This is a genomic window from Ruegeria sp. CK1 (assembly GCF_056536545.1).
This window is the reverse complement of sequence record NZ_JBQFPX010000001.1, coordinates 840273-860444: the sequence shown is the minus strand read 5'-3', so window position 1 is coordinate 860444 and position 20172 is coordinate 840273. Positions and strand designations below refer to the sequence as shown.

General features: G+C 54.5%; 25 protein-coding genes and 1 tRNA gene. 11 read left to right on the top strand and 15 right to left on the bottom strand.

Annotated features, from left to right (window positions below; translation table 11 throughout):
• Positions 1-136 precede the first annotated feature (136 nt).
• The 4 genes from ACR0L3_RS04130 to ACR0L3_RS04115 all read left to right on the top strand — a co-directional run bounded on the left by ACR0L3_RS04130 (position 137) and on the right by ACR0L3_RS04115 (position 3425).
• A complete protein-coding gene (locus ACR0L3_RS04130; protein WP_480743870.1) occupies positions 137-913 on the top strand; it encodes an ABC transporter ATP-binding protein in 777 nt (258 codons plus the stop codon).
• Positions 914-952: 39 nt separating this feature from the next.
• The gene (locus ACR0L3_RS04125; protein ID WP_480743869.1) at positions 953-1666 is read left to right on the top strand and encodes a transporter substrate-binding domain-containing protein; all 714 of its coding nucleotides are present in this window, start codon (positions 953-955) and stop codon (positions 1664-1666) included.
• 68 nt (positions 1667-1734) lie between these two features.
• A complete protein-coding gene (locus tag ACR0L3_RS04120; RefSeq protein ID WP_480744661.1) occupies positions 1735-2622 on the top strand; it encodes an ABC transporter permease in 888 nt (295 codons plus the stop codon).
• A complete protein-coding gene (locus ACR0L3_RS04115) occupies positions 2619-3425 on the top strand; it encodes an ABC transporter permease (protein ID WP_480743868.1) in 807 nt (268 codons plus the stop codon). Before ACR0L3_RS04120 ends, ACR0L3_RS04115 begins: the two co-directional genes overlap by 4 nt.
• A gap of 92 nt (positions 3426-3517) precedes the next feature.
• Here the strand turns inward: ACR0L3_RS04115 and ACR0L3_RS04110 are convergent.
• A tRNA-His gene (locus tag ACR0L3_RS04110) sits at positions 3518-3594 on the bottom strand.
• A 47-nt stretch (positions 3595-3641) separates the two neighbouring features.
• The gene (locus ACR0L3_RS04105; protein ID WP_480743866.1) at positions 3642-4124 is read right to left on the bottom strand and encodes a GNAT family N-acetyltransferase; all 483 of its coding nucleotides are present in this window, start codon (positions 4122-4124) and stop codon (positions 3642-3644) included.
• Positions 4125-4201: 77 nt separating this feature from the next.
• Here ACR0L3_RS04105 and ACR0L3_RS04100 point away from each other — a divergent pair, with 77 nt between their 5' ends.
• Complete coding sequence (locus ACR0L3_RS04100; RefSeq protein WP_480743864.1) at positions 4202-4390, top strand: DUF6324 family protein; 189 nt, start codon at positions 4202-4204, stop codon at positions 4388-4390.
• Positions 4391-4394: 4 nt separating this feature from the next.
• Here ACR0L3_RS04100 and ACR0L3_RS04095 read toward each other — a convergent pair whose 3' ends face one another.
• Positions 4395-4826: an MmcB family DNA repair protein gene (locus ACR0L3_RS04095; protein ID WP_480743862.1), complete on the bottom strand. Its 432-nt coding sequence runs from the start codon at positions 4824-4826 to the stop codon at positions 4395-4397.
• A gap of 114 nt (positions 4827-4940) precedes the next feature.
• Here ACR0L3_RS04095 and ACR0L3_RS04090 point away from each other — a divergent pair, with 114 nt between their 5' ends.
• Together ACR0L3_RS04090 and ACR0L3_RS04085 are read left to right on the top strand one after the other, a co-directional pair.
• Complete coding sequence (locus ACR0L3_RS04090) at positions 4941-5261, top strand: ArsR/SmtB family transcription factor (RefSeq protein WP_480743860.1); 321 nt, start codon at positions 4941-4943, stop codon at positions 5259-5261.
• On the top strand, positions 5258-5683 hold the full coding sequence (locus ACR0L3_RS04085) for an SRPBCC family protein (protein WP_480743858.1): 426 nt from the start codon (positions 5258-5260) through the stop codon (positions 5681-5683). The genes ACR0L3_RS04090 and ACR0L3_RS04085 overlap by 4 nt, the downstream gene beginning before the upstream one ends.
• A gap of 208 nt (positions 5684-5891) precedes the next feature.
• Here ACR0L3_RS04085 and ACR0L3_RS04080 read toward each other — a convergent pair whose 3' ends face one another.
• The 5 genes from ACR0L3_RS04080 to ribB all read right to left on the bottom strand — a co-directional run bounded on the left by ACR0L3_RS04080 (position 5892) and on the right by ribB (position 9932).
• Positions 5892-7277: a PIG-L deacetylase family protein gene (locus tag ACR0L3_RS04080; protein ID WP_480743856.1), complete on the bottom strand. Its 1386-nt coding sequence runs from the start codon at positions 7275-7277 to the stop codon at positions 5892-5894.
• Positions 7278-7421: 144 nt separating this feature from the next.
• Complete coding sequence (locus ACR0L3_RS04075; protein WP_480743855.1) at positions 7422-7718, bottom strand: hypothetical protein; 297 nt, start codon at positions 7716-7718, stop codon at positions 7422-7424.
• Positions 7719-7777: 59 nt separating this feature from the next.
• Positions 7778-8260, bottom strand: a complete 483-nt coding sequence (gene nusB / locus ACR0L3_RS04070; RefSeq protein WP_480743854.1) for a transcription antitermination factor NusB — start codon at positions 8258-8260, stop codon at positions 7778-7780.
• Entirely contained in the window at positions 8257-8808 is a 552-nt protein-coding gene (locus tag ACR0L3_RS04065; RefSeq protein ID WP_480743852.1) for a 6,7-dimethyl-8-ribityllumazine synthase, read from the bottom strand. Before ACR0L3_RS04065 ends, nusB begins: the two co-directional genes overlap by 4 nt.
• A 2-nt stretch (positions 8809-8810) precedes the next feature.
• Positions 8811-9932: a 3,4-dihydroxy-2-butanone-4-phosphate synthase gene (gene ribB / locus ACR0L3_RS04060; protein WP_480743851.1), complete on the bottom strand. Its 1122-nt coding sequence runs from the start codon at positions 9930-9932 to the stop codon at positions 8811-8813.
• Positions 9933-10197: 265 nt separating this feature from the next.
• On the opposite strand from ribB, the gene ACR0L3_RS04055 reads away from it, so the two are divergent.
• Positions 10198-11310 (top strand): phosphatase PAP2 family protein, encoded by a 1113-nt coding sequence (locus ACR0L3_RS04055; protein WP_480743849.1) that lies wholly within the window; start codon positions 10198-10200, stop codon positions 11308-11310.
• Here ACR0L3_RS04055 and ACR0L3_RS04050 read toward each other — a convergent pair.
• Positions 11265-11867, bottom strand: coding sequence for a riboflavin synthase (locus ACR0L3_RS04050; RefSeq protein WP_480743847.1), 603 nt, complete (start codon positions 11865-11867; stop codon positions 11265-11267). The two genes, ACR0L3_RS04055 and ACR0L3_RS04050, sit on opposite strands and share 46 nt — an antisense overlap.
• A gap of 138 nt (positions 11868-12005) precedes the next feature.
• Between ACR0L3_RS04050 and ACR0L3_RS04045 the strand changes: the two genes are divergently transcribed.
• The 3 genes from ACR0L3_RS04045 to ACR0L3_RS04035 all read left to right on the top strand — a co-directional run bounded on the left by ACR0L3_RS04045 (position 12006) and on the right by ACR0L3_RS04035 (position 16525).
• Positions 12006-13304 carry a capsule biosynthesis protein gene (locus tag ACR0L3_RS04045; RefSeq protein ID WP_480743846.1) on the top strand — a complete coding sequence of 433 codons (1299 nt, stop codon included), beginning with the start codon at positions 12006-12008 and terminating at the stop codon, positions 13302-13304.
• Between the two features lie 93 nt (positions 13305-13397).
• Positions 13398-14528: a polysaccharide biosynthesis/export family protein gene (locus ACR0L3_RS04040; protein ID WP_480743844.1), complete on the top strand. Its 1131-nt coding sequence runs from the start codon at positions 13398-13400 to the stop codon at positions 14526-14528.
• Positions 14528-16525, top strand: coding sequence for a capsular polysaccharide biosynthesis protein (locus ACR0L3_RS04035; protein ID WP_480743842.1), 1998 nt, complete (start codon positions 14528-14530; stop codon positions 16523-16525). Before ACR0L3_RS04040 ends, ACR0L3_RS04035 begins: the two co-directional genes overlap by 1 nt.
• Here the strand turns inward: ACR0L3_RS04035 and ribD are convergent.
• The 6 genes from ribD to ACR0L3_RS04005 form a co-directional block, all read right to left on the bottom strand.
• Positions 16522-17622 carry a bifunctional diaminohydroxyphosphoribosylaminopyrimidine deaminase/5-amino-6-(5-phosphoribosylamino)uracil reductase RibD gene (gene ribD / locus ACR0L3_RS04030; protein WP_480743840.1) on the bottom strand — a complete coding sequence of 367 codons (1101 nt, stop codon included), beginning with the start codon at positions 17620-17622 and terminating at the stop codon, positions 16522-16524. The genes ACR0L3_RS04035 and ribD overlap by 4 nt on opposite strands.
• Positions 17619-18089 (bottom strand): transcriptional regulator NrdR, encoded by a 471-nt coding sequence (nrdR, locus tag ACR0L3_RS04025; RefSeq protein ID WP_005983889.1) that lies wholly within the window; start codon positions 18087-18089, stop codon positions 17619-17621. The genes ribD and nrdR overlap by 4 nt, the downstream gene beginning before the upstream one ends.
• Before the next feature lie 120 nt (positions 18090-18209).
• Entirely contained in the window at positions 18210-18623 is a 414-nt protein-coding gene (locus ACR0L3_RS04020; protein ID WP_480743839.1) for a secondary thiamine-phosphate synthase enzyme YjbQ, read from the bottom strand.
• 14 nt (positions 18624-18637) lie between these two features.
• A complete protein-coding gene (locus ACR0L3_RS04015; RefSeq protein ID WP_480743837.1) occupies positions 18638-19027 on the bottom strand; it encodes a hypothetical protein in 390 nt (129 codons plus the stop codon).
• A 90-nt stretch (positions 19028-19117) separates the two neighbouring features.
• Positions 19118-19609 carry a DUF4166 domain-containing protein gene (locus ACR0L3_RS04010; RefSeq protein WP_480744659.1) on the bottom strand — a complete coding sequence of 164 codons (492 nt, stop codon included), beginning with the start codon at positions 19607-19609 and terminating at the stop codon, positions 19118-19120.
• A 57-nt stretch (positions 19610-19666) separates the two neighbouring features.
• Positions 19667-20128 (bottom strand): thiol-disulfide oxidoreductase DCC family protein, encoded by a 462-nt coding sequence (locus ACR0L3_RS04005; RefSeq protein WP_480743835.1) that lies wholly within the window; start codon positions 20126-20128, stop codon positions 19667-19669.
• Positions 20129-20172 lie beyond the last annotated feature (44 nt).

Genomic DNA, 20172 nt, shown 5'->3' with positions numbered 1-20172 from the left:
CATATGCGATAACCAAATTGGCCAAAACGTATGGTCAATTTGACGATTTCAGCACCCGATAGTGTCAATTGCGCATTGCATTGCACCGAATTTTACGCCCTATTACCGCATCAACACCACAACACATGGGTCACCAGTGACAGATTCCACTCCCGTTATTGAAATCACAAACCTCCACAAGAGTTTCGGCCAACTTGAAGTGCTGAAGGGGGTCGATATCACGGCCAGACGCGGGGATGTGGTTTCACTGATTGGATCATCTGGTTCGGGCAAATCTACCCTTTTACGCTGCTGTAACTTGTTGGAAGACAGCCAGCAGGGTGAAATTCTGTTCAAGGGTGAGCCAGTACGCTGGGCCGGTAACCTGCATCACCGTCGCCCAGCCGACCCGAAACAGGTCATGCGCATCCGAACCAACCTGTCGATGGTATTTCAGCAGTTCAACCTCTGGGCTCATATGACCATCCTACAAAACGTGATGGAAGCCCCAGTCACAGTGCTGGGCCGCGACCCCAATGAGGTTGAAGACAGCGCCCGCAAATATTTGGAAAAAGTAGGAATTGGCGACAAGTGCGACGTCTATCCTGCTCAGCTTTCTGGCGGTCAGCAACAGCGCGCCGCGATTGCGCGCGGCTTGTGCATGGAGCCCGAGGCGCTGCTGTTCGACGAACCTACATCCGCTCTGGACCCAGAGCTGGAGCAGGAAGTGATCAAGGTTATCAAGGACCTTGCGGCTGAGGGTCGAACCATGATCATTGTGACCCACGACATGAAAATGGCTGCGGATATCTCAAGCCACGTCGTATTCCTGCATCAAGGCCTGATCGAAGAAGAAGGCTTGCCGGAAGATATCTTTACGTCCCCCGAGTCCGAAAGACTTCGGGGCTTTCTCTCCGCCACCAAGGCGGCTTAAACTAACTTCAGGACAGAAAACAAAACTGGGGAGTATCCAATGAAAAAACTGATTCTGACCACAGCGGCACTGGCGCTAGGCGCCGGCATGGCCATGGCGGACACTGTTCGTCTAGGCACTGAAGGGGCGTATGCACCGTGGAACTTTGTCAACGACGCGGGCGAGATCGACGGTTTCGAGCGTGAGCTGGGCGATGAGCTGTGCAAACGCGCCAATCTGGAATGCGAATGGGTCAAGAACGACTGGGATTCGATCATCCCGAACCTGGTGTCCGGCAACTACGACGCGATCATCGCAGGTATGTCGATCACCGACGAGCGTGACGAAGTCATCGACTTCACCCAAAACTACACGCCGCCGGATCCGTCTGCCTATGTCGCCATGTCCGATGGCGTTGACCTGTCAAGCGGCGTGATTGCAGCACAAACAGGCACCATTCAAGCTGGTTATGTTGCCGATTCCGGCGCAACTCTGGTCGAATTCGCAAGCCCGGAAGAAACCATTGCTGCCGTTCGTAACGGCGAAGCAGATGCTGTTCTGGCCGACAAATCCTTCTTGGTGCCCTTCACCGAAGACGGCTCGGGTCTGGTTTTCGTTGGCGACGAAGTTCCGCTGGGTGGTGGCGTCGGCATGGGTATCCGTGAATCCGATGGTGAGCTGAAAGAAACGTTCAATACGGCCATCCAGTCCATGAAGGACGACGGCAGCCTGAACGAGCTGATCACCAAGTGGGAAGTGTCCTCGACCTTCTAAGAAACTCTGCGGCGCGCCTCCCCTAGGGCGCGCCGCCTCAGAGCCCTTGCCAGTCAAAGAGGCCCGCCATTTTCTCGTTCTGCACTGATCCCGATACACTCGGCACGTTCCGTTGGTTTTCCTGCTATTTGACCAACGGTGTGCATTGGCTGTTCTACCTATCCTTCTTCAAGGTAATGCTACTGCTTGCGATCACTGCACCGGTTGCATTGGGCTTTGGCTTTTTGGGCGCTATGGCAGCCCGATCGCATGTCCTGCCACTCAGCCTGTTGGGCAAGGGCTATATCGCCATTGTGCGCGGTGTACCGGACATTGCCTTTTTCATGTTCTTTGTGATCGCCTTGGATCAGGCATTCGAATGGACGCGCCATAAAATCCTGTGCCCAGAATGGACTGATCCTGTGAGGCAGGGAAATGACTTCATTGTCTGTCAAGCAGCCAAGCTCCCATTGGGGAGCGCCCCGGAATGGGTGCACGAAACCTACGGCTTCTTCCTGGCGGTCATCACATTCTCAATCGTTTTTGGCGCCTTCGCCGCCAACGTCCTGTTTGGCGGTATGCGCGCAGTACCTCATGCACAACTGGAAACGGCCGAGGCCTATGGCATGACCCGCCGCCAGACTTTCTGGCGCATTCTCGTGCCTCAGATGTGGGTTTACGCCCTGCCTGGCCTGTCGAACTTGTGGATGGTTTTGATCAAGGCCACGCCTTTGCTGTTCCTGCTGGGCATCGAGGACATCGTCTATTGGGCGCGCGAGTTGGGAGCGTTCAAGAACCCTAAATTCACCCAATACCCGCATGGCGACTGGCGCATGTGGTACTTCTTGGCATTGCTTGTGTTCTATCTCGGCATGACCCGTGTCTCCGAGATTACCCTAGAACGGCTGATGCGTCGGCTGTCGCACGGTCAGGCGACTTCGGGCGGAGAACTTCTGCGCAAGGAGACCACGGCATGAGCTGCTTGCAAACGATCCAAGACTACGGCTTGCGTTCAATCGGTATCGGCGAGCGTCTTCTTCCTAGAAATGACTTTACCCTGTGCGAACAGTTCACCCTGATCGGCTCGGGCATGATCTGGAACATCTATTTCGGGATCATGGCTCTGGTGACCGGCTTCTTTCTGGCCACTGCCCTCGCTGTTGGCAAAGCTTCCACTAAGAAATGGCTGCGTAAACCTTCGGAATGGTTCATCTTCCTGTTCCGGGGCTCGCCGTTGTTCATCCAGTTCTTCTTTGCCTATTTCTTCTTCCTGTCGCTGAAGCAAAGTTATCCGTTCCTCGACACTTTAACCTCAGCTTGGCTTGGTGCGCTGATTGTGCTGTTCTGCAATACTGCCGCCTATTCTGGTGAAATCTTTTATGGCGCGCTGCGATCAATCCCCAAAGGCGATATCGAAGCCGCTGATGCCTATGGCATGACCGGCTGGTCGCGGTTTCGCCGCGTCATCTGGCCTACCATGCTGCGGCTCGCATGGCCCGCGTATACAAACGAGGCAATCTTTCTGTTCCACGCCACAACGCTGGTCTTCTTCTCAGCGTTCCCGGTTTGGCAGCAGCGTGGCGATGCATTGTACTATGCTGGCTACTTCGCGGACAAAACGTTCAACCCGTTCATCCCATATCCGATTCTGGCCTTCTACTTCATCATTTTGACGCTGGTCGTCATCTGGGGATTCGGCATTGTCAACAAGCGGTTAAACCGGCACTTGCCCGAAGCCAAGCGAAGCAAAATGAAGCTGAGACTGAACCTGGCGCGCTAATCACGGGCGCGCCAATTCTCTTGGCTAACACAAATCGTTCAACGACCATAAGCGCTCAAAGGGCACTTTTTCGCTATCATATCGAGGGGATATGGTACCGCCTCCCTGGCTTGAACAGGGGACCTCTGGATCCACAATCCAGCGCTCTAACCAACTGAGCTAAGGCGGCACTCGTGAGGGGCGATGTACCGAACGCGTCAAAGGATTGCAAGAGGATTAAAGCCGAAATTTCCAGCTTTGCTCAACAAGATTGACCCCAAAGGAATGCACCGGTTTGCTGTCCAGCAATTCCCATCCGTTACGCCGGTACAGCGCACAAGCAGCGCGGTGGCTTTCATGGGTCCACAACCTCATTTCTGTGAAGCCTACGCCGCGTGCGAAGCCAGTGCAGGTGTCTAACAGTCGCTGTCCCAACCCCTGCCCACGTGCTTCCGGTACCAACAGGAAAAGACGCAGCTTTGCAGTTTGTTCATTCAACGCGACACAAAAGATACTGCCTAGCCGTCGGCCCTCATGCTCAGCAATCCAACCACGTTCACGTGTAGCGTCATGCTCAGTGATAAACTCATCTAGAATCGTCTGAACCAACGCGCCGAACGTTTCGTCGAACCCTTCATCACGCGCGTAGTGTTTGCCGTGTTGCTCTACCAACCAGGGCGCATCGGTGGCGCGAAATGGTCTAACCTGAATACTTTCCATACTGCACCAAACCGCAAAGGCAGCTTGATTCTCAACCCTTTGCACGCTAGCACAAACGCTCAGTTCCGGAGACAAGCATGGGCATCAACACCGAACGCGACATTCAGGCCAATTTGCAAATCGGCCCCACCGACCATGGTATGATACGGCTGTTCATCGAAGCCGACGGTATGGAGATTCCGATGGATTTCGACCCTGAAGAAGCCGAGGAAATCGCTGACGAAATCCGTGCGGCTGCCCAAGCTGCACGCGCCGTCAAACGCTAACAGCTCAGATCCGAGGATCGCGCAGCGCCTGCAACCTACGGGCGGCGTCGGTTGCGAATTTCTGTATCATCTTCTTTCGGCGAGCCGGAGCGACCTTCTCTTCAGGTGCCATGCGCACGATCTCGGCATCATAGGCGTCAGCTATGATCAGCCCAGTTTCATCAGGTAGCAAATCGGTCGGAAAGTCGATGTCCACAGCCCAGAAGAATCGATCGCACCACTCCAAATAACCTTGCCACTTAGAATCTGACTGATAATCGGCACGGCTGGATTTGCATTCGATCACCCAAAGCTCACCCTTTGGGCCTAACCCCATGACGTCAACCCGCAAGCCGCGGGCCGGTACAAATTCCTCAACAGAAACAAAGCCATGTGCCGACAAATGCCGGGACACACCGCGTGCCAGTCTTTGCCCAGGTTGCAAGTCCAGTGTCATCCGATAAATGTGAACAATTAGTGAACAAAAATCAAGCACCGCTTCGCACTTGACATGATACCATTTGGTATCCCATTAATGTAATACCAAATGGTATTATTTATGGTGAGGCACATGCAGCCGCAGACCCAAAACGCATTTCGTGCGCTGGCTGATCCAACGCGACGCGACATCGTGCAGATGCTCGCTGCTCAGGACATGACCATCGCCCAATTGACCCAGCGCTTCGACATGACCCGCGCGGCCGTCAAAAAGCATCTAAACGTCTTGTCGGATGGTGGCCTGATCACGGTAGAGACGCGCGGGAGGGAACGTATCAACCGACTGGAACCACAAGGTATGGCCCCTGTTCTCGACTGGCTCAGTTATTTCGACCAGTTCTGGGACGAACGTCTGAAGAAACTGAAAGAAGCCATTGAAAGGAAAGACAGATGACTCATGCCGTTCTTCAAAAAACAATCTTTCTACGGGCAGAACCTGAAACTGTCTGGGCTTATCTGACCGAGCCAGACCGACTGGCAGAATGGTTTCACAAACCGGAACACCGCTTGGACAACGGGCAAAAGCTTGAGATGTTCGGTACCACCAGTGGTGATCTGCTGATCTGGGGCGAGGTGCGTGTTGCCCGACCACCGGAATATCTTGAGTATACGTTCACGGTAAAACCCATGGGCAACGCTGTCAGCGTAGTCAAATGGGCTTTGGAACCTGTAGCGGGCGGCACGAGACTGGAACTGCGACATGAAGGATTGCCACAAGGCGTCGAAGCCTTTGGACTGATCCTGGCGTTGGACAATGGCTGGGACGAGCATTTCGGTAAGATGCGCAGCGCCTTGCACGAAACTGTTGCCGCCTGACCCCTTGTGCAAACCCGCTGCAACCCCTACTTAGGCGCTTGGCGGGTTCTGCCCTTCTTGTGATAGGTAGCATTCTGGTGGCCTTAAGCAATTCCGAGGGGGCTGGCTCTGTTCAGGTCCTGGCCTGATTACCCGGCGCCCACCTGTACATACAGGTCCTCGGGAATCACACCACACGGTTGACTGGTGGTCCCGCCACATTTCCAGCTTAGCTTTCGCTCTCCGAGAGAGTCTGTACTACAAAAGCCTCATCTGCCAGGGCAAAGTCATACATCTTGCGACCATTCCATTGCGGCAAGTATTCGTCGAAAAGACTATTCTTTCGCTCGGGCCAGGAAGGCACCACCAAGTCAGCGTCCCGCAATCCAATGCCGAAATTGAATACCCGCGCGTTCTTATAGCGGGTGGCCGCCTGCGCCACCGCGTGATGCAATAATACGTGTTCGATGTGCCCGTATTCTCCGACAGAATTATGTGTGATGACAGTCGAGGGCCTTGCCTGTTCCATAAGCGCGAAAGCTGAACCGCTAAGTAAACCGAACAATGGGTGACGGTTCAGCGGGCGTAGTATTTCTGGATGAAGATTCTCAGGCGCAGAAGGCATCTGAATGAAGCGTCGTAACCTTCGGTGATCGCGTTCAACAGCAAAAGGAAACTGCACCCTTTTCGCCCCAAGCTCGTCACACACGCGCTGCATCGCCGCCTCGCGTGTATCTGTATCACGGCGGTTGAGCGCGGGACGGAAGAAGCTCGCGATTGTCACATCAGCATGGTCTTTTAGATGAGAAAGAGTCGATCCGCAAAACAGAGTTTCATCGTCTTGATGGCACACACAGAGCAGAATTCTATCATCCTTCAAGCTTGCCAGGCTAACCCTACCAGCGGCAACACCTGGCCCCGTCTCCAGCACATCATAACTCGCGCTTTGAATGGCTTGAAACCGTGAACAAGATACTCTGCGTGCTCGACCTTCCGAGACCAGTTTCTCTGAACTGGCTTTCACGTTGCCGTTCTTATTGTCCCCTTGCAAAAGATAACACCGGTCGGCCAAACCCGACCATACGGCTTCTAGTTCAGCAATTCTGTTATTTTTCATCGCGTCCAGATGCAGCAGATCTATTGGGCCAAATGGCTGCTCTGATGCAGCTTGCCGCAAACCGTCAATTGCATCAGACATGTAAAATTTGACGCGCGTAGGAAACCTCTTTTCGAACCATTGAAAAACAACCGGAACGTAAACGTCCACCGGCGGCCAGGATGGCCGTAATCGTTGGCCAAGATCGACACCGATAAAGTTCAGGTAAGCGTTGGCATGCAACGCGAGCAATGCTGCATGCCCTCCAGCAACACCCAGTTCAGCGAAACATGAACTCGCCTGAGCCATCTGAAACAGTGCGCGCCGCTTTGGTTCCATCCCAGGTGCTAAATCGCCCAAATGGAAATCCTGCTGCATGTGGCCGTAGCAAACATTTCCGTTGATAGCGACTGGTTCACCAGCTTGGGTCAGGCTATCTGCTATGGCTCGGTTCAGGTCCTCAAGATCTTTGCGAAAGGCCTGAGACGCGATGACCTCTTCATAGGTGGGAGTGTTCACAGGTACTGCTCTTTTCATGCCAGTCGTTTTATTTGACCGGCATCAGATGGCAAGGCGCAGTGATATTCAAGTCATAGAAGCCGCAAAAAGTGACTTGGCAGTTTCCAGACCATGCCCCTAACCCGTCACGTTTTCCGTGAGTTATCAGGTCTCTTCAACTTTGACCGTCGCACGCTTGAAGCTGACGGCCACAGGGCTTCCACGGCGCGGACCACCCGACTTTTCGGCCATGCTCATGATCGCGTAGGCGAATTGAACCCCGGCAAAGACGATGCCGTTCATGAACCAAATCATGAGCAGCGCGATCAGGCCAATATCAGATCCAGTGATCAGATTGCGAAGATTGGCCACGTTTAAGGCCAAGAGTACCCCAACGAAAATCGCCGAAATGACAAATCCCCACGCAACTTGGGTGATGTATAGGCGGATCAGTTTGGGCATTTTGGGCCTCCTTGCGCTCTCAATCAGAGTGTAGCGCGCCTCGGGCCACGGTAAAGGTGTCAGAACGCCTCGGGCTTGGCCTCGCGCGCCATGTGATCCAGCACTGCGTTGACAAATTTCGCCTCCTTCCCCTCAGGGAAGAAGGCACGCGCCACGTCGACGAATTCAGTGATAACCACCTTGGGCGGCGTGTCGCCCTGTGTCAGTTCAGCCCCGGCAGCGCGGAAAGCGGCGCGCAACGTAGGGTCGATGCGCCCGATAGGCCACTTGGCGACCAAGGCGCGGTCCGTCATCTGATCAATCGGCGCCTGATAGTTCACCGCGTCTTCGACCAGCTTGCGGAAGACGCTGATATCGCCGTCCAGCATTTCCTCGCCCTCATAGACAGCGCCGAACCGGTGATCCAGAAACTCATTCACAACCTGCTCGGTTGTCTGGCCCGACTGCTCCATCTGGAACAGCGCCTGCACGGCATACAGCCGGGCGGCGGATTTCATCAGGCGTTTCTGGTTGGCCGGTTTTGGCGCGTCTGTCTGGGTCATGCTGTCGTGGATCCGTTGCTGTCGCCCGCCACAAGGATGGACTCGGACGGTGGTTTAAAACCCACGCCCTTTTTCGAAGCGCCCCACTTACGGCTGAGCGCGATCAGATGCAAGGCCGCAGCGGCTGCTCCGCCGCCTTTATTCATCTTTTCAGGGTTTGCGCGCACCTCGGCCTGATCGTCATTTTCAACGGTCAGGATGCCGTTGCCGATAAGAAGCCCCTGAAGGCCCATCAGTTGAATGGCACGGCTTGAGTCGTTGCAGACCGTTTCGTAATGCGTCGTCTCACCGCGAATGACGCAGCCCAACGCGACGTATCCGTCAAATTCGCACTGGCGATCAGCCATGGCGATGGCTGTGGGGATTTCCAGCGCGCCGGGGACTTCGACCACCTCACACGTGCCGCCTGCGGTTTCGATCTCGGCCTTCGCACCGGCAACCAGATTATCCGCAATAGCGCGGTAGAATGGTGCCACGACAAGCAGCAGTTTTACCGGCTTGTCGAAGGTTGGTGTTGGCAGCGTGCCGTGTTTGTCTTGTTCAGCCACGATCAGTCTTCCTTGAGAATCGAGCGGGTTCCGACGATGGACAGGCCAAAAGCGTCGAGCCCCAGATATACGGTTTCCGGTGAATCAGTCAGCAGTACCAGCTCCTGAATGCCCATCTTGGACAGAATCTGAGCGCCCAGACCGGTTTGCTTTATGGTACGTGGGCCTTCGTCTTCAACCGCGTAAAGCGAGTTGCGGGGCTGACGGAACAGGCAAACCACGCCGCGGCCTTCTTCGGCAATTTTCTCCATCGCACGCGGTAATTCGCGCGAAGACTTCGGACCAAGTCCAAGCATGTCCGGCGCTTCGTGCAAGGCGTGGGTACGGGTTAGCACCGGTTCAGGCGTGGTGATATCACCTTTGATCATGACGACATGTTCGATGCCATGCGTCTGATCGGTGAACAACCGCATCTCCCATTCTCCGCCATATTCCGACGTCACAACCTCGCGCGAGGTCTCGACCACCAGATTGTCATTGCGAGAACGATAAGAAATCAGATCGCTGATCGTGCCGATCTTCATGTCGTGTTCTTTGGCGAACTCCACCAGATCCGGCAAACGCGCCATGGTGCCGTCAGCTTTCATAATCTCGCAGATCACACCCGACGGGTTCAACCCGGCTAGACGCGAGATATCAACGGCCGCCTCGGTATGGCCTGCACGTACCAGCACCCCGCCCCGCTTTGCACGCAGGGGGAAAACATGGCCAGGTGTCGCGATTTGAGCCATTGTGTTTTGTTCATTGATAGCCGTCGCAACCGTCAGCGCCCGATCAGCGGCAGATATGCCAGTGCTGACACCTTCGCGCGCTTCGATGGAGACTGTGAACGCCGTTTCGTGACGCGACGAGTTGTTCACCGCCATCATTGGCAGCCCCAAAGCATCCACTCGCTCCGCCGTCATCGGTAGGCAGATCAGCCCACGCCCGTGTGTCGCCATAAAGTTAATCGCCTCAGCGTCAGCGAACTCGGCGGCAATCACAAGATCGCCTTCGTTCTCGCGGTCTTCATGATCCACCAGAATATACATTCTGCCCTTGCGGGCCTCTTCGATAATTTCTTCGATCGGGCTAATCGCAGCGCGCAGTTGGGCCTCGACAGGTCCGGGGGTTTCAAAGCTCATGAGGCAGCCTTTCACAGAGCAAGTCTAAACGGCTGGATAGACCAACCGAATAGCAAACGCCAGACCGCAATCGGCTTTGATACACCATCAAACGTCCCGAAAACTCGCATCTGAGAACCGCCATTTTTAGCCCCAATTTGAAACCAATAACGCAATTCTTCCCTCATTGAACGCTATGGGGCCACAAAAAAGCCTAGATGCCGTCTATCGCACGCCAAAATATGTCGGGAAATTGGAGGGAACTTAGCCAAGCGGATTCCAGTGTATGGCACATTTTACTAACGGCATTGTTCATGCCGGTCTCACCTTCGCGTGTCACTCTGTCGGGTCGGCACTTTGGCGCACACGTTTGTTTCTTTCAATAGTTCTACTGCATATGTGTGCCGGTGCCGTTGTTAGTTCGCTGTACGGAATTTCGTATTGGATGCCGCTATTGGATAGCTTGGGCAAGACTCTATTGATGGTCCTCAAATTCACCGCAGTATGCGCCGCATTTTTTGTTGGGTGGCGGTTCTTTTACGCCATAATCTGCGCAAAGCCCGAAAAGCCTATACACTGGATGATCTCCGACATCCGAAAGTTTCTGGCTAGCAACGTGAGGGTAATTGACGGCACATTGTGCTTTATTGCCATCGCAGTACTGGCTAACAGTTTCACCAGTCTCAAGAACACGATTTCCGTTTTTGTCCCGTTTTCCTGGGATCCAATGTTCGCCGAACTCGACAGGTTGCTGCACGGCGGGTTCGACGTTTGGACCCTTCTTTGGCCCGTGTTTGGATACCCTTTTGTGACAACCGTGATCAACGTCGCGTACCATGTTTGGTTTGTGCTAATCTATCTACTGGCCTTCATTGCAGCATATGATCGGCGCGATCCTGAAAGGGGTATGGTATTTTTGGTTGCCTTCGCCCTAACGTTCATCATCGGTGGCAATGTTCTGGCAACCCTGTTTTCTTCAGTGGGTCCTGTCTATTTTAATGAGTTCGGATTTGGCGACACTTATCTAGAACAGCTACGCAACCTTGAAAAGCTGAATGAGATAAGCCCAGTCTGGTCACTTAACGTTCACGAAATACTCTTGAACAACTTCAATACCGAAGGCGGGATTCGTGGCATTTCCGCGATGCCCAGCATGCATGTGGCCAGCAGTGTCCTGATGGCGCTCTACGCTTTCCGTTTCTCGCGCTGGCTTGGATGTGCGTTCACCATTTTCGCAATAGTGATCCAAATCGGTTCGGTACATCTGGCCTGGCACTATGCAGTAGATGGTTATCTGGGAACCCTCGTCGCGTTAGCCTGCTGGTATCTCGCTCAAGTCTTGACCCGAGTATTCTACTCAGATTCGGTCCGGTTCCAATCCGCAAGCCTAGCCACGTAGCGAGCCAACGTGTCGATCTCAAGGTTGACACGATCGCCGACAGAGACATCACCCCACGTCGTCACTTCTTTCGTGTGCGGTATGAAGTTGATCCCAAAGTCGCACCCGTCCACATCATTGACAGTCAGAGAGGTTCCGTTCAGCGCGACGGAACCTTTTGGTGCGATAAAACGAGCCAATTCCTTAGGCGCACGCAATGTAACGCGAGTGCTGTCGCCTTCATCCTGAACTGAAACAACTTCGGCGACACCATCAACATGGCCTGACACGATGTGTCCACCCAGTTCATCCCCGACCTTCAGAGCGCGCTCAAGATTGACGCGTGAACCAACCTGCCACCTGTCCAAATTTGTTTTTGAAACAGTCTCGGCGCTAATTTGAACATCGTACCAATCGTCACCCAGCGCGATCACGGTCAGGCAGACACCGTCGCTGGCAATCGAGGCACCGATATCGATGCCAGCGGTGTCGTAATCCGTTTTGATCCGGGCCCGAAGATCGCCTTGTTGATCCAGCTCGGTAACAGTACCGATATCGGTAACGATCCCTGTAAACATTCTGCTAACCCTTAGCTCATAACTTGGTTCAGTGTTCCAAGCCGAGGTAAGCCCAGAATGCGTGGTGGGCAAGACCCACCTTGCCGCTAAAGGTCCAAACCGGCATAATTTGCGGCACAAAGGGCAAGAGCAGTAAAGATGTCACATGACTCCAAGAGGCTGAACCGCCGGGTCTTCCTATTTCTACAGGGTCCACATGGTCCGTTCTTTAGCGGGCTTGGGCGCATGCTGCGAGCCTCGGGCGCCGAAGTTTGGCGTGTTGGGTTTAACGCCGGCGATCAGGCGTTCTGGTCTGAAAAGTCTTCATACATCCCCTTTCTCGACACGATTGATATATGGCCCGAAACGCTGTCCGACCTAATTGCTAGCCGAGGTATCACCGATATCGTGCTGTACGGCGACACCCGCCCAGTTCACGCCAGTGCAGTTCATGTCGCGAAAACCAAAAACCTCACCATCCATGTATTCGAAGAAGGCTATCTGCGCCCTTGGTGGGTTACCTATGAACGGTTCGGTTCCAACGGGAATTCACGACTGATGTCGTTGAGTGTGGATGAGATGCGAATTGCCTTAGATCATTCCGCGTTGCAAACCCCTCCCCCGCCGACGCACTGGGGCGACATGCGGCAGCACATCTATTACGGAGCACTTTATCATTGGTTCGTGATGTTTCTAAACCAGCGCTACCGAAATTTTCGACGGCACCGCGAGCTGCCGGTGTCCAAAGAATTCCGGCTGTATTTTAAAAGACTGGCACTGATGCCGCTTTACAGGTTGCAACGCCACTGGGCCACGGCCTTTGTGCGTTGGGGCGGTCACCCTTATCATCTGGCGCTGCTCCAACTTTCCCACGATAGCTCGGTTCAATCCCATTCGGATTATTCCTGTATGTCCGACTTTATACACGACGTGATTAAAGGTTTCGCCGAGGGTGCGCCCGCACATCACCGACTGGTAATCAAAGAGCATCCGTTGGAAAACCACCGCGAACCCCTGCGCAGTCGCGTTCGCGAACTTGCGCGGGAGTATAACATCACCGGGCGGGTCCACTATGTGCCCGGAGGCAAGTTGGCTAATTTGCTCGACGAAGCGAAATCGGCCGTGACAATTAACTCGACCGCTGGGCAACAAGTATTGTGGCGAGGCATTCCCCTTAAAATCTTCGGCAGGTCTGTCTACGACAAGCCCGAATTCGTGTCACAACAGCCTCTACCTTCATTCTTTGCTGTGCCGATGCCTCCGGATCAAGATGCCTACCAAAGCTATCGCCAATTCCTGCTAAAAACGAGCCAAATACCCGGAGGTTTTTACTCTCGCCGCGGTCGTCGTCAGTTACTGCGCGGCGTTGCAGACATGATGTTGAACGCCGAAGATCCCTATCAATCCGTTCTGAGCTACAAAGAGGCGCGGACGCCACAGTTAAGTTTAGTTAAGTAAAACAGACCGGTTGGCGCTAGATGTTGCCTTACGAACCGAGTAGCCTACGCCAAACAATAAAGTAAAAACAAAGACGATTGAGGAAAACAGGCAGTGACGCGCTTTCCAATCCGATGGATCCGGAGGATTTCTTTTGTGGCGGCAATGGGTCTTTTGGCAGCTTGCCAATTACCCAAGGCGGGCCCCAATAAGAGTGAAATTCTATCAGGGTCGACCACGCAAGGCGGCAACGCATTTGTTGTCGAGGTTGACGACCGCGTTTCAAAAGCCACTTCCGCCATTCCTCAATACGGTTTTTCTTCGGCCTTCAGAACAGCACCTAATCTGGCCGCAGATACAGTTCGCCCAGGCGACGTTCTTGGTCTGACGATCTGGGAAAACGTAGATGACGGCCTGCTGTCTGGAGAAGTTAGCGGCGCTACAAGCCTGAATGAGATGCAGGTTGACAGCGAAGGGTTCATTTTTGTGCCCTACGCAGGACGCATCCGAGCTGCTGGAAACACACCTGAGCAATTGCGCCAACTAATTACCAGCAAATTGCAAGATCAAACGCCAGACCCTCAGGTTGAAGTGCGTCGTACGGCTGGCGATGGATCGACCGTTTCGCTGTCAGGAGAGATTGGCGTACCAGGCGTGTATCCGATTGAGCGGCCTAGTAGAACCCTGCTGGGAATGCTTTCGCAGGCTGGCGGTGTCGCCGTTGGTTCGGACATTGCGCTTGTAACACTGATCAGGGGTGATCAGCGGGGAACGGTCTGGTACGATGACCTGTTTCAGAACCCAAAATTGGATGTCGCTCTCCGAGGCGGCGACCGCATCCTCGTAGAAGCGGACAGCCGGTCCTACATCGCACTTGGGGCGACTGGACAATCGCGCGTAGCCTTTGATACGCAGGACCTATCCGCGCTTGAAGCCTTGGCGCAAGTTGGCGGATTGCAGTCCTTGTCCTCAGACCCGACCGGTATCTTTATCCTGCGTAAAGAGAGACAGGACATTGCACGCAGCGTCATGGGGCGTTCAGACCTGCAAGGGGATCAACGTATGATTTACTTGTTGAACCTGACCGCTCCCAACGGTCTGTTTATCGCACGCGACTTTGTTGTACGTGACGACGACACGATCTACGTAACCGAAGCACCATACGCACAATGGAGTAAGTCGATCTCACTCATCGCGGGCGGACTAACGCCGGTTGCTAACGTTGCCACATTGACGGGCGGCTAATGCAGGGTGAACCGACAGCCGGGCCAAAGCGTACCCGGCTGCTTGTCTATAACGGTGGTTTCCTGACACAGCGCCGTATTCGGCGTATTCTTCAATTGAAGGGCTATGACATTCGTCTGGGCTTACCTAGGGCGGGCGACGTTGTCGGTGTTTGGGGCAACAGCCCAACCGCGCATCGCGGATTAAATATCGCAAGCAAACACAGTGCACCGATCCTGCGGGTTGAAGACGCATTCTTACGTTCCTTACATCCAGGGCGGATGGGCGATCACCCATTGGGCTTGCTGCTCGATCGTTCCGGGGTTCATTTCGATCCTCAGCAGCCGTCAGACCTTGAAACCCTGTTGGCTACACATCCACTGGACGACACGGCGTTGCTGAACCGGGCTCGGTATGGGGCAGAGAGGATGCGTGAACTGCACCTCAGCAAATACTCGGCCGTTGACGACACACTACCGCCTCCGGAACCTGGCTACGTGCTGGTTGTCGACCAGATAAGAGAAGACGCTTCGGTGCGCGCCAGCATGGGGAACGATGCCAGATTCCGTGAGATGCTTGTCATCGCACAAGAAGAAAACCCGGGCGCCCGTGTACTGATTAAGACTCATCCGGAAACCCTTGCGGGGCTCCGCGGCGGGTATTTTTCAAAACAAGACGAAACCGACCGGGTATCGTTACTCGCTTCTTCGATCAGTCCGTGGACCCTGCTTGAGGGCGCGGTTGGCGTTTACACCTTATCCTCGCAAATGGGGTTTGAGGCCATTATGGCCGGTCACAAACCACGGGTTTTTGGCCAACCCTTCTATGCTGGCTGGGGACTAACTCAGGATGAGGAATACATACCCCGTCGCCAGCGCAGCCTGACACGAGCCCAATTGTTTGCGGCGGCATTGATCCTCTATCCTACGTGGTACGACCCCTACCGGGACCAATTGTGCGAACTGGAAACTGTTCTCGACACGCTTGAGGCCCAGACTCGCGCGTGGCGACAAGACCACAAGGGCTGGACAGCCTCCGGTATGCGGGTGTGGAAACGTAAACACCTGCAACAGATGTTTGGGCGCGAAAAAAAAATTCGATTTACCGATCGTCCTTCGGACACGTCCGAGCGTCCCCATATGGTTTGGGCCAGTCAGTCTCGCGGGGCGGAAAATGTAATCAGGATCGAAGACGGTTTTTTACGCTCACGAGGGCTTGGCGCCCGTCTTGTTCCACCGCTGTCGCTGGCCACAGACGATCTGGGCATCTATTACGACCCGACGCATCCAAGCCGATTGGAAGAACTGATCGCCGCACGAGAGACCTTGCGCCCGGACCAAGAATTGCGGGCCGAGCGTCTGGTCAGAGAAATCGTTTCAAGCCAGCTCAGCAAATACAACATAGGGGAAGACGCCCCGGAACTTCCTGAAGGACATCGTATTTTGGTACCTGGGCAAGTCGAAGACGACGCCTCGATCGTGCTGGGCACATCTAAGGTGCGCACGAATCAAGACTTGTTACGCGCCACCCGTGAGGCCAACCCAAACGCGATCCTGATTTACAAACCCCATCCGGATGTCGAGGCTGGGCTGCGCGAAGGGGCGATTGAAGACGAGGAACTTGCCGACGTGATCGCATCCAACACCAATCCTGCTGCATTGCTGTCACAAGTGAATGAGGTCTGGACGATGACTTCTCTGCTTGGGTTCGAAGCGCTGCTTCGTGGGGTCAACGTTACGACAGTCGGCGCACCTTTCTACGCGGGTTGGGGATTGACGACAGATTTGGGAACGGTTCCTGCTCGGCGGGGGGCGCGGCCAACAGTTTTTGGATTGGTCCATGCCGCCCTGATCGATTACCCCCGATACATTGATCCGATCACAGGTCAGCCCTGCCCCGTCGAAGTGGCGTTACAACGCCTTGCCGACGGAGACGATCATGCAGGCAGCCCTCTATTACGAGTATTGTCCAAGCTGCAAGGCGCGTTTGCCACCCATTCACATTTGTGGCGGCGCTAACGCAACGCCCGAGACCAGCGGTGCAAAACATCCGGTCCTATGGCCCGTGTTTCAATCAATTCGAACCGAGGGGCAAAGTTCAAGCTGTCCAATCCTAGCGATCCAACGGCGGGCAAACCCTCGGCACCAATTGTCAAGCCCGCGCTGAAACCAATCAACTCATCCACAAGGTCTTCTTCCAGCAGGGACGCGGCCAGCGCTGAACCGCCCTCACAGAATACCCGCGTCAGACCAGCCTGCCCCAGTTGCTGCAACAGATCGGCAGCGTCCACGTGGTGGCCCTGTAGCGCACATGGGATAAGACGCGCGCCCAGTCCTTCCCACGCGCGGGCGCGTTCGGTATCCGGGTGTGGACCGTGACAAAGCCAAACCGGTATTTCAGAAGCTGTACGCGCCAGCTGACCCATCAGGGGAATGTCTAAGTGCCGAGAGACGACAACCCGTATCGGCTGCGCCTCGACCCCCAAATCGCGAACGTTTAGCGACGGATCATCAGCCCTAGCAGTGCCCGCCCCAACCATAACTGCATCATGGCGCGCACGCATGGCATGTACGACGCGCCGCGCTTTTGGCCCTGTGATCCATTGGCTGTGACCGTTGGCCGTGGCTATTCGACCATCAAAACTGCTGGCCAGTTTTAACGTAACAAAAGGCCGCCCTTGTTCCGTTTTCAGGAAGAACCCCGCGTGATCACGGGCGGCTTGTTCAGCCAAAACGCCGGTAGTTACCTCGATCCCAGCCTCTCGCAGCATGGCAAAGCCCTGCCCGGCTACACGTGGATCGCTGTCCTCGATGGCTGAGACCACTCGGGTCACACCCGCCTCAATCAGTGCTTCCGCGCAAGGTGGCGTCTTACCATAGTGAGAACACGGCTCTAGTGAGACATAGGCGGTCGCCCCGCGCGCAGCCTCACCTGCCTGCGCCAAAGCCTGCGGTTCAGCATGTGGACGGCCACCGGGTTGTGTCCAACCGCGCCCGACTATCCGACCATCACGCACGATGACGCAACCCACAGCCGGGTTGGGCCAGCACGTACCTTGCCCGCGCTGACCCAAGGATAAAGCCAGCGCCATGTATCGCTTATCTGTTTCGCTCACTCGTCTGTCGATGGCTGCGGCGGGCGCAGTTCGTGGACAAACTCCTCGAAGTCATCGGCCGCCTGGAAATTCTTATACACGCTCGCAAAACGAACATAGGCCACGGTGTCGATCCGCGCCAGAGCTTCCATGACGATCTCACCGATCTTACTGGACGGAATATCGGTTTCGCCCATGCTTTCCAGACGACGGACGATGCCGGAAATCATTTGGTCGATGCGATCTGGATCAATCGGGCGTTTCTGCATCGAAATGCGGATCGAGCGTTCCAGTTTATCTCGATCAAAATCTTCGCGCTTACCGTTGGTTTTAATTACGACTAGATCCCGCAATTGCACGCGTTCATAAGTGGTAAATCGCCCCCCGCAAGCAGGACAAAATCGGCGCCTACGGATCGCGACGTGATCCTCTGCCGGGCGTGAATCTTTCACCTGAGTGTCGATATTTCCGCAAAACGGGCAGCGCATCCGCCGTCTCCTCGTCCCTTGTTCGGCCTCTTTTGTAAGCGCTTCGGCTTACTTATCCACAACTATAGGGCAGCCGCTAGGATTTGGGTAGTCGGAATTTCTCACCGCAACATAAAGGGGTCACTTGAAATGCGCTGCAACTTTTCGTTGATGCGGTGCTGAGCGGTGTTCAAACAGGTAAACACCTTGCCATGTGCCAAACACCGGCTGACCGGAAATCACCGGAATCGAAAGCGACACAGGTAAAAGGGCCGCTTTGATGTGCGCCGGCATATCATCCGGACCTTCATATGTATGCCGCAGGTAGGACATGGATGGATGATCCGATGGCGGCACCAACCGGTCAAAGAACGCGCGCAGGTCCGTTTGCACTTCGGGATCAGCGTTTTCCTGAATGACCAAAGAACACGATGTGTGCCGCACAAACAAAGTCAGCAACCCATCGCTCCCGATCGGGTTTAACCAGTGGCGCAGGTCCGAGGTAAACTCGTAAAGCCCCGGACCTTGCGTAGAAATGATGAACTCGTTCTGCATACAGTGATCTAAATTCAGTTGATGAAGGGTCGCGTGTTACACCGACCGTTAGCGGCGGAAACGGACATACTGAACCCAGGTTGAAATCCTGCCGTGAAAACTCCGCTGCTTTGCTGCGGAACGCCGTCAGGTGGTGTTAGAGAAAACTGAACTGCAGTTCTGCGGCCCGTCGCCTCGCTTGGACCGTAGCCGCGTTTTACGTAGATCCGCTGTTGCCAATCAGCGCCCAACGTTCTGCGCGCAAAGTCGGATGCTGCACACCAATACCCATCAACATCGGTACGCCCGCGCGGGATTACCTCAAAGACTGAGTTGTTCAGAGCAACAGTCTGATAGCCAAATCGAGCGAATGCCGCCGACGCCGAAGTGGTCAGCACAAGGGCCGCAAAAAATGCGTAAGTCATAACTTTTTTCATAACCATACTCTTTCCTGTTTCGAGGTAAGCATTGAACTAGTTTATTTGAAAACCGAACTAAGGCCGTTCACGATGTATTCAATCAGGACCCTTCTGTTCGTGAACAAGAGCAAGCCAACCACGATATCTGATCAGAGACCCAAGCCCTGGCATTTCTGCCGACACGTCAAAGCAAAAATGTCCGGTTTCTCCTTGCCATTCTACCGTTGACGACCTTGGCAGCAAAAAATCGGGGCAACGAATTCCAAAAATTCTCAATCGCCGGATGTGAACAAAAAGGCGGCCAGAGTTGATTTCTGGCTTCAACCAAAGGGTCAAAGCGCCCATTTTCTCACGAACGCATTCGGCGTCGTGATCAAACGTTAACTGTGATCGAGTGGAATGACCTTTGAAATCCCGCAGCCACTGCCATGCACCTCCACCACGATTTATCCTGAAGTGAACCGGTATGTCATCTGCCGAAGGTGGAAATCTTCCAAGCCGCAAGGCAAGCCTGATCAGCCACCCTCGCCCCCTTACGACACTGCATCGGCCCGCGTAATGGCCGGAACTGCTGTGTAGCTGACGCACGGCTGGGGGTACGGGTGACCCGTCAGGCAGAGATTGAAGAAAAGGATCGGGCTGCACTCAAAACCCTCCAGGCAAAAATCTGGACCTCAATTCTGAGTCTGGGACCAAGCAAGTCTGCGAGCGTCCAAAAACTTTGTATCGGTTCCGCGCAATGGCAAAGTACAAAGGGTCCTTGACCCATTCAGGCAGGAATTTGCACACGGACAAAACCGGCCAAATTCCTGGCAGGGCTTTCATTGCAGCAGCAAAGGCGTCCAATCGCTGATGGACCTTACCGTTTACAATAACAAGATTGGTCTCAAAATCCTGCGTCGACAAACCAAGTTCATTGTACCAGCGCTGACCCAACGGTGATTGTGCCGTTGCAAACTTAAAGCGCTGCGGGGTGTCTTTCGCCACAATAAACCCAAAGAAACTGGAACACAGAACACATTCCCCATCGAAAACAATAGCATCTTGCACGTCCGCCAGATCGGGTGTGACATTGCTCTGCGTAAATGCTTGCCCGGATATATCCATAGCGGCAAGTCTTGCACTGCACCTTCGCGTCCGGCAATGCGACA

Bases quoted from the DNA above. Each gene is read 5' to 3' on its own strand.
- ACR0L3_RS04095 (WP_480743862.1), bottom strand. From the start codon at position 4,826: ATGACACTGGACTTGCAACCTGGGCAAAGACTGGCACGCGGTGTGTCC.
- ACR0L3_RS04050 (WP_480743847.1), bottom strand. From the start codon at position 11,867: ATGTTTACAGGGATCGTTACCGATATCGGTACTGTTACCGAGCTGGAT.
- ACR0L3_RS04005 (WP_480743835.1), bottom strand. From the start codon at position 20,128: ATGGATATATCCGGGCAAGCATTTACGCAGAGCAATGTCACACCCGAT.
- ACR0L3_RS04045 (WP_480743846.1), top strand. From the start codon at position 12,006: ATGTCACATGACTCCAAGAGGCTGAACCGCCGGGTCTTCCTATTTCTA.
- ACR0L3_RS04090 (WP_480743860.1), top strand. From the start codon at position 4,941: ATGCAGCCGCAGACCCAAAACGCATTTCGTGCGCTGGCTGATCCAACG.
- ACR0L3_RS04035 (WP_480743842.1), top strand. From the start codon at position 14,528: ATGCAGGGTGAACCGACAGCCGGGCCAAAGCGTACCCGGCTGCTTGTC.
- ACR0L3_RS04055 (WP_480743849.1), top strand. From the start codon at position 10,198: ATGGCACATTTTACTAACGGCATTGTTCATGCCGGTCTCACCTTCGCG.
- nusB (WP_480743854.1), bottom strand. From the start codon at position 8,260: ATGACCCAGACAGACGCGCCAAAACCGGCCAACCAGAAACGCCTGATG.
- ACR0L3_RS04015 (WP_480743837.1), bottom strand. From the start codon at position 19,027: ATGACTTACGCATTTTTTGCGGCCCTTGTGCTGACCACTTCGGCGTCG.
- nrdR (WP_005983889.1), bottom strand. From the start codon at position 18,089: ATGCGCTGCCCGTTTTGCGGAAATATCGACACTCAGGTGAAAGATTCA.
- ACR0L3_RS04075 (WP_480743855.1), bottom strand. From the start codon at position 7,718: ATGCCCAAACTGATCCGCCTATACATCACCCAAGTTGCGTGGGGATTT.
- ACR0L3_RS04020 (WP_480743839.1), bottom strand. From the start codon at position 18,623: ATGCAGAACGAGTTCATCATTTCTACGCAAGGTCCGGGGCTTTACGAG.
- ACR0L3_RS04105 (WP_480743866.1), bottom strand. From the start codon at position 4,124: ATGGAAAGTATTCAGGTTAGACCATTTCGCGCCACCGATGCGCCCTGG.
- ACR0L3_RS04100 (WP_480743864.1), top strand. From the start codon at position 4,202: ATGGGCATCAACACCGAACGCGACATTCAGGCCAATTTGCAAATCGGC.
- ribB (WP_480743851.1), bottom strand. From the start codon at position 9,932: ATGAGCTTTGAAACCCCCGGACCTGTCGAGGCCCAACTGCGCGCTGCG.
- ACR0L3_RS04085 (WP_480743858.1), top strand. From the start codon at position 5,258: ATGACTCATGCCGTTCTTCAAAAAACAATCTTTCTACGGGCAGAACCT.
- ACR0L3_RS04125 (WP_480743869.1), top strand. From the start codon at position 953: ATGAAAAAACTGATTCTGACCACAGCGGCACTGGCGCTAGGCGCCGGC.
- ACR0L3_RS04115 (WP_480743868.1), top strand. From the start codon at position 2,619: ATGAGCTGCTTGCAAACGATCCAAGACTACGGCTTGCGTTCAATCGGT.